The organism is Alienimonas sp. DA493 (assembly GCF_043951915.1).
Lineage (GTDB): Bacteria > Planctomycetota > Planctomycetia > Planctomycetales > Planctomycetaceae > Alienimonas.
The window spans coordinates 1-7,120 of sequence record NZ_JBINJD010000216.1 but is presented as its reverse complement, the minus strand read 5'-3'; the positions used below and the strand labels follow the sequence as shown (position 1 = coordinate 7,120).

At 69.6% G+C, this 7,120-nt stretch carries 7 protein-coding genes; 2 read left to right on the top strand and 5 right to left on the bottom strand.

The features are described from left to right. Together ACG2DA_RS20880 and ACG2DA_RS20875 are read left to right on the top strand one after the other, a co-directional pair. Positions 1-761, top strand: a 761-nt coding sequence (locus ACG2DA_RS20880; RefSeq protein WP_395258388.1) for a tetratricopeptide repeat protein, incomplete at its 5' end; no start/stop codon positions are given. A gap of 161 nt (positions 762-922) precedes the next feature. Further along, positions 923-1,534: a DUF4112 domain-containing protein gene (locus ACG2DA_RS20875; RefSeq protein ID WP_395258386.1), complete on the top strand. Its 612-nt coding sequence runs from the start codon at positions 923-925 to the stop codon at positions 1,532-1,534. Positions 1,535-1,634: 100 nt separating this feature from the next. Here the strand turns inward: ACG2DA_RS20875 and ACG2DA_RS20870 are convergent, their stop codons facing one another. The 5 genes from ACG2DA_RS20870 to ACG2DA_RS20850 form a co-directional block, all read right to left on the bottom strand. Next, on the bottom strand, positions 1,635-3,200 hold the full coding sequence (locus ACG2DA_RS20870) for a 2-isopropylmalate synthase (RefSeq protein ID WP_395258385.1): 1,566 nt from the start codon (positions 3,198-3,200) through the stop codon (positions 1,635-1,637). A 298-nt stretch (positions 3,201-3,498) separates the two neighbouring features. Beyond that, entirely contained in the window at positions 3,499-4,653 is a 1,155-nt protein-coding gene (locus ACG2DA_RS20865) for a Gfo/Idh/MocA family protein (protein ID WP_395258383.1), read from the bottom strand. 92 nt (positions 4,654-4,745) lie between these two features. After that, positions 4,746-5,096 carry a hypothetical protein gene (locus ACG2DA_RS20860; RefSeq protein ID WP_395258382.1) on the bottom strand — a complete coding sequence of 117 codons (351 nt, stop codon included), beginning with the start codon at positions 5,094-5,096 and terminating at the stop codon, positions 4,746-4,748. A gap of 4 nt (positions 5,097-5,100) precedes the next feature. After that, entirely contained in the window at positions 5,101-6,144 is a 1,044-nt protein-coding gene (locus ACG2DA_RS20855; RefSeq protein ID WP_395258380.1) for a Gfo/Idh/MocA family protein, read from the bottom strand. Positions 6,145-6,223: 79 nt separating this feature from the next. Further along, positions 6,224-6,988, bottom strand: a complete 765-nt coding sequence (locus ACG2DA_RS20850; protein WP_395258378.1) for a ThuA domain-containing protein — start codon at positions 6,986-6,988, stop codon at positions 6,224-6,226. Positions 6,989-7,120 lie beyond the last annotated feature (132 nt).

Sequence of the window (7,120 nt, the reverse complement as noted above, 5' to 3'; positions counted from 1 at the left end):
CGGCCTTCCGCAAGGCCGCCGCCGCGGACCCCGAGGAGGGGATGTTTCACTTCTACCTCGGCGACGCCCTGCAGGAGACCGGCGACCACGCCGCCGCCCTGGCGTCGCTCGAGAAGGCGATCGAACTGATGCCCGAACACTCCGGCAGCCGCTATTACGCCGGCCTGTCGCACCACCGCCTCGGCGACGATCAGGCCGCGGTGAAGCGGTACCGCGAGGCGCTGGCGATCGACACGAGCGACCCGTACCTCCACTACCATTACGGCGTCTCGCTGCGGGCGTTGGGTCTTGAGGACGAAGCCCGGAAGCAGTTCGCCATCGCGTCCGCGGAGAATCCCGAACTCGCCGACCCCGCGGCCGCCGATCCGCCCGCGGCCGGGAACGATCCCCCCATGGCGGAAAACGACGCCCCGGCGCCCGCCGCGGAATTTCGCCCGATTCGTTCGTTCAAAGAGGTGGCCGGCGAGTGGTACGCCGACTTCACCGTGAGCGGGACGAATAATTTCCGCATGCAGGACACCACCCATATCGACGAGCAGGGCAATCTGTCGTCTTCGCGGATCATCTACACCTACGACGCAAACGGGAACGAGTACACCCAGCGCCAAACCGATCAGTCCCGCATGTATCTCGACGGGAACCAACTGCTCCTCGGGAAGCAGGGACAGCCCTTCACCCGACACAACTACAAATACAACGGCAAGGAATTCCACATTGAATACAAGGAACTCGGCGGCACGGTGATCTGGCATCGCCAATAAGGGCCGGGGCCTCTGTCGAAAGGGAAATGGGAAGGCTTCCGCACCAACCCGAAGCGTCAGCGAGGGCGACGACCGGCGGTTTCCTCGCCGACGCTTCGGGTTGGTCAATGGCGAGTTCGGCAAAGCCGCATTCGCGTGGCCGAAGGGAATAGAATGCCCGCATGCCCGACTGGCTCGCCCCCCCGTCTCTGCCGTCCGTCCCGCTGCCCGGGGGGTGGTGGACAATTGCCGGGCTGGCGGCCGCGATCCTGCTGATCGCCGCCGTGGCCCTCTTCCGCCGCCTGCGGCGGCCCGACACGACCATCGACGTCGGAGAGCCGCGACGGGGGGAACTGATCGACGCCCGCGGCCGGCGCGTTCAGGCGACCGGCACGCCGGAGGGTCGGCACCCCTGCCCGCCGGGTTTGCCGCCGGGCGAAGAGGCCCGGCTGCGGCGGGTCCGGGCGGTGGCGGACTTCCTCGACAACTCGCTGCGCATCCCCGGCGTCGGCTACCCGATCGGCTGGGACAGCGTGATCGGCCTGATCCCCGGCGCCGGCGACGCGATTACCGGCACGCTGGCGGTGTGGATCATCGTGCAGGGCCGCCGGTTGGGCGTGCCGAAGCGGACGCTGGTCCGCATGCTCGGCAACGCCGGCGTCGACCTCGCCGGCGGCGCCGTGCCGGGTCTCGGCGACGCCTTCGACGTCGTCTTCAAGGCGAACCGCAAGAACCTTCGCCTGATCGAAAAGCACCTCGCCCAGCCGCCCGTCGACCGGCGGGCGCTGCGGTAAGTCGACGCGAATACCAGCCCGACGCGCAAGCGTCGGCGGTGCGTTCCCCGACGTTCAAGGACGCACGGCCGGAGCTTGCGTTCCAGGCTGGTACGACCTGTCACGCCCCGGCGCGGCGGTCGGCGTCGGCCCGGTTGAGGGCCTGCAGGAACGCCCGGGCGCCGGCTTCGATGATGTCCGTGGACACCCCGCGGCCGTGGCGGTCCCGGCCGCCGGCGTACAGGCGAACGTCCACCTGCCCCAGCGCGTCCTTGCCGCGGGTCACGCTCTTCACCACGAAGTCGTCCAATCGGCCCTCGATGCCGATGATCCGCTCCAGCGCGTTGTAGCAGGCGTCGATCGGCCCGTCGCCGATGGCGGCGTCGCGGTGGATCTTCTCCTCGCCGCCCTCTTCCAAGGGGGCTTCGATCAACTCCAGGGTCGCGGTCGGCACGCCGGTCGTACCGCTGGAGGTGTGCAGGGATTTGATGCTCCACCGCTCCCGGTTCGTGCCGGCGCCGGACAGCTTGGCCTCCATCAACGCGGCCAGGTCGGCGTCGAAGACCTCCTTTTTGCGGTCGGCCAGTTCGATGAAGCGGTCGAACACCTCCGCGAAGGTCGCGTCGTCCGGCGTGAAGCCCAACTCCGTCAGCCGGGCCTTCACGGCGGCCCGGCCGCTGTGCTTTCCCAAAACGAGGTCGGTGCCGATGAAGCCGACGTCCTCCGGCCGCATGATTTCGTAGGTCGCCGGGTTCTTCAGCATGCCGTCCTGGTGGATGCCGCTGGCGTGGGCGAAGGCGTTGCGGCCCACCACCGCCTTGTTCCGCGGCACGCCCTGCCCCGTGACGGCGCCGACCAACCGGCTGACCGGCGAGAGCTTGCGGGTGACGACGCCGGTGCTCAGGCCGTAGTGGTCGCTGCGGGTTTTCAGCGCCATGACGATCTCCTCCAGCGCCGCGTTCCCGGCCCGTTCGCCGATGCCGTTGATCGTGCATTCCACCTGCCGGGCGCCGGCCTCCAGGCCGGCCAGCGTATTCGCCACGGCCATCCCGAGGTCGTCGTGGCAGTGGGTGGAAATGATCGCCCGGTCGATGTTCGGGACGCTCTCCTTGAGCATCCGAATGACGTCGAAGTACTGCTGCGGCGTGGCGTAGCCGACGGTGTCGGGGATGTTCACCGTGGTGGCGCCGGCGTCGATCGCCTTCTCCACGACCTCGCAGAGGAAATCGCGTTCGGTGCGGTAGGCGTCCTCCGGGCTGAACTCGACGTCGTCGACCCGTTCCTTGGCCCGCTGCACGCTGGCGACGGCCCGCTCGACGATCTGCTCCGTGCTCATCCGCAGCTTGTGCTCGCGGTGGATGGCGCTGGTGGCCAGGAACACGTGGACCCGGCCGCGTTCGCCCTTGGTGACGGCGTCCGCGGCGGCGTCGATGTCCCCCTCCCGACAGCGGGCCAGTCCGCAGATCGTGGCCCGGTCGCCGTAGCGTTCGGCGATCTTGCTGACGGCGTCGAAGTCCCCCGGGCTGGCGACCGGGAAGCCGGCCTCGATCACGTCCACCCCGAGGTCGCACAGGGCCTCGGCGACGCGCAGCTTCTCGTCGGTGTTCATGCTGCAGCCGGGGGATTGCTCCCCGTCGCGCAGCGTGGTATCGAAAATGACGACGCGGTCGTCGGGTCGGTCAGACATGGGTTCTGTCGGGCGGGCGGGGGGCGTGAGCCCCCTGAGCGATGAAGGGCGAGGGTCCGACCCCGGGGACGAGTCCACGAAAAAACCCCGGGGCGAGCGGCCCCGGGGTTGAGAGTGTGACGGCGCTGGCCGTACTTCACACGCGTCCCGGACCCGCCGCGGGGGCGAGTAGCAGGAGGGCGAGCGGAAGGCGGACGAAGGTCACGGGGGGAGTGTGGGGCGGGTTCGACGTTCCGTCAAGGTCTTTGCCTCTTCCTGACGCGGAGGCCCCGCGGGGCCTCCGCGTGACGGGCGCGGCTCAAACCTTCGCCACCTCGGTGCGGCGACCCGTCTCGGCGGCTTTGTAGATCGCCTCGATCGCCAGCAGGTCGCGGAGGCCCTCCTCGCCGGGGCATTTGAAGGGCGTGCCGTTCTTCACGCTCTGGCTGAAGGCGTCGATCTCGACCGCGAACTGGTCGGGGGTGTCGAGGTTCATCGGCTCGCCCTTTACGAAGCCCTTCAGGCCCGTGTAGCTGTAGGCCGGCTTGAGCAGCACGGAGCCGTCGGGGCCGAACGCTTCGCCCTGATTGAAGCCGCTGAAGTTGTAGGTCGTGACGCAGCTCGCCGTGACCTGAGCCCGCAGGGGTTCGGGCAGATCGTCGCCGAGCACGGAGGGGAACGTCATCGTCCAGCCGAGCGTTTCCTCCACCTGCCGGAACTTCACCGGGTCCGTCAGCGTCGTCTGCGCGGTGACGGCGACCGGCTCCCGGCCGGTGATGTAACGGCAGAACTGCAGGGCGTAGATGCCCACGTCCATCAGCGGCCCGCCGCCGGCGAGCGATCTGTCCAATCGCCAGTGCAGCTTCTGATCGGGGTCGGCGTCGGCCGGCATCGTGAAGCCGAACCCGGCCCCGAGTCCCCGCAACTCGCCGATCTCGCCGCTGCGGACCGCCTCGATCGCCCGCAGGTGGTGCGGCTCGAACTGGCAGCGGTAGCCGATGCCCAGCTTCACGCCGGCCTTCTCGCAGGCGGCGATCATCTGGCGGCACTCTTCGGCGGTATTCGCCATCGGCTTTTCGCAGAAGACGTGCTTGCCGGTCTCCGCCCCGCGGATCGTGTATTCGGCGTGCAGGCCGTTCGGCAGGACGATGTAGATGACGTCCACCGCGTCGTCGTCGGCCAGCTGGTCGTATTCTTCGTAGCTGTAGACGTGGTCGCCGAGGTCGTACTTCTTCCGCCATTCCTCCCGCTTGCTCGGCGTGCCGGAGACGACCGCGGCGAGCTTGGCGTGCTCCGTCTTCTGGAGGGCCGGAGCGAGCTGTCCCGTGCTGAGCCGACCGAGCCCGACCAGGGCGTAGCCGAGCTTTTTCGTGTCCTGCCCGGCGGCGAACAGCCGGGGGGAGAGCGACGCGGCGGCGGAGAGCGTCGCGGACGCGGCGAGGCCGGTTTGCAGGAAGCGGCGGCGGGTGGACATCGGGCGGCTCCGGGCGGACGGGGTGCGGAAACCCTACCGGCCCCCCCGCTCGGCCCCACGGGGGCGTTCCCGCACGCTCAGCCCGGGAACGCTCACCCGAACCCGAGAACCGGGCAGCAGCAGAGCGACGACAGAATCCCCGCCAGGTACGCCCCGACGAACGCCGTGCGGTCCTCCGACCACTCCGCGTGCCGACGGCGGCGAACCCGCCGGGCGACCGCGGCCCCGGCGAAGCCGACGGGGATGCCGAGCCCGAACCCGACGAGCGTCAGCACGGCAAAGGCGGTCAGCCGCGCCTCGGCGTCGAGCCGCAGCGGTCCGGTCGCCGTGAGGAACTGCACGGCGAGGACCCCGGCCGGCAGCGTGATCACGCCCAACGGCCCGCCGAAGCACGCGGCGACGGCGCCGGGTTTGAGTTCGCGGTGCGGCGACGGCTCCGGCACCGAGTCACCCGCCGATCCGCACCGGCTCGCCGCTGGCGGCGCTTTGATAGAGGGCGTCGAGGAGGTATTGCACCGTCAGGCCCTCGCGGCCGTCGGCGGGGTGCGGTTTGTCCTCGCGGATCGCCTCGACGAACTCCCACATGCTCGGGTGCGGGACGGGTGCCGGTTCGTGCAACTGGTCGTCCCAGAGGGCGCCGTCGCGTTCGCAGGTCAGTTCGGCGCGGAAGTCGTAGCCCTCGCCGACGTTCTCGTGCACCAGCCCGCCGCGGGTGCCGAACAGGCGGGTCTCCATGCGTTCGTTCTGCCGCTGGTTGGCGGCCCAACTCGCTTCGAGGCTCAACATCTGGCCGGTTTTGAAGCGGATCGTGCCGGCGGCGAAATCCTCCACGTCGAACTTGTTGCCGCTATCGGCGACGGCGTCGCCGGTGAGGGCGTTCCAGGCCTGGCCCATGACCCACTCCGGCTCCGGATAGCCCATCAGCCACAGGGCCAGATCGAGGCGATGCACGCCGAGGTCGATCAGCGGGCCGCCGCCGGCGAGCTTCTTCTGCCCGAACCAGCCGCCCCAGCCGGGCACGCCGCGGCGGCGGGTCCAGACGGTGCGGCCGTAATAAACGTCGCCCAGATCGCCGGCGTCCACCCGCGCCTTGAGGGCCGCCGCCTGGGCGGTGAAACGAAACGAAAAGTTGATGCCCAGCCGTTTGCCGGCCTTCTCGGCGGCGGCGAGCATCGCCTCGCCGTCGGCGGCGGTGGTGGCGATCGGCTTTTCGCAGAGCACGTGGCAACCGGCGGCGAAGGCCTCCTCGGCCAGCGGGCGGTGCAGGCTGTTGGGCGTGCAGACGGAGACGACGTCCAGATTCGCCTCCGCGTACATCGCCTTCGTGTCGCGGTACTTGCCGGCGATGCGGAACTCGTCGGAGAGGTCCGACAGCCGGTGTTCGTCCAGATCGCACAGGGCGACCACCTCGCAGCCCGGATGGGTGCGGTAGCCTTCAATATGCTTGCGGCCGATCCCGAGGCCGATGACGCCGACGCGGAGAGGGTTCACGATGACAGGTGAAAGGTGGAGGGAAGCGGACGGAGGCGAGCGGGGGGCGACAGCCCCCTGAGTCGGCAAGCGAGGAGCGTCAGTCCTGGGTGCGGTATTCCGCGGGCTGTTCGTAGCCCGGGATCTCCACGCGGGGGGCGTCGTTCTTGGACTTCGGCAGGCCCGGCTCGGCCCGCGGGGCGGTCCAGCGGACGGCGTTGCCGATCACCCGCAGGATCTGTTCGTTGCGGTACATCGGGTAGGTCTCGTGGCCGGGGCGGAAGTAGACGATTCGGCCGTTGCCGCGGGTCCAGGTCGCCCCGCTGCGGAAGACGTTGCCGCCGGCGAACCAGCTGACGAACAGCAGCGTCTCCGGCTCCGGAACGTCGAAGCGTTCGCCGTACATCTCCGCGTGCGGCAGGTCGATGCAGTCGCCGATCCCCGCGGTGACGGGGTGGTGCGGGGCGAGGTTCCACAGCAGTTCCCGCTCCCCGGCTTCCCGCCAGAGCAGCGAACAGGTCGTCCCCATGAGCCGCTGAAAAATCTTCGCCTCGTGCCCGCTGTGCAGCACGACCAGGCCCATGCCGGCGAGCACGCGCTCCTGCACGCGGGTGACGATTTCGTCCTCCACCTCCTTGTGGGCCATGTGGCCCCACCAGGTAAGGACGTCGGTCTCGTCGAGGAGCGCCTCGGTCAGGCCGTGCTCCGGCTCGTCGAGGGTGGCCGTGCGGATTTTCAGGTCCGGGGCGGCGAGGCCTTCGGCGAGGGCGGCGTGGATGCCGTCCGGATAGACGGCCTTCACGTCGTCCCGTTCGCGCTCGTGGCGGAACTCGTTCCAGACGGTCACCCGCAGCGGGTCGGACATCGGCTCTCAGAGGGCGAGCGGGGGCGTGAACCCCGTCGGCGGCGCGATCCGGGGCCGCCGGAGTGTGCCGCGGCGTCGGCGAAAGCGAAAGGCCGGCGTCCCCTCAAAGACGGTCCACGAAACGAGCCGCGG

Coding starts and splice junctions, on each gene's coding strand:
- ACG2DA_RS20875 (WP_395258386.1), top strand. CDS start 923: ATGCCCGACTGGCTCGCCCCCCCGTCTCTGCCGTCCGTCCCGCTGCCC.
- ACG2DA_RS20870 (WP_395258385.1), bottom strand. CDS start 3,200: ATGTCTGACCGACCCGACGACCGCGTCGTCATTTTCGATACCACGCTG.
- ACG2DA_RS20850 (WP_395258378.1), bottom strand. CDS start 6,988: ATGTCCGACCCGCTGCGGGTGACCGTCTGGAACGAGTTCCGCCACGAG.
- ACG2DA_RS20865 (WP_395258383.1), bottom strand. CDS start 4,653: ATGTCCACCCGCCGCCGCTTCCTGCAAACCGGCCTCGCCGCGTCCGCG.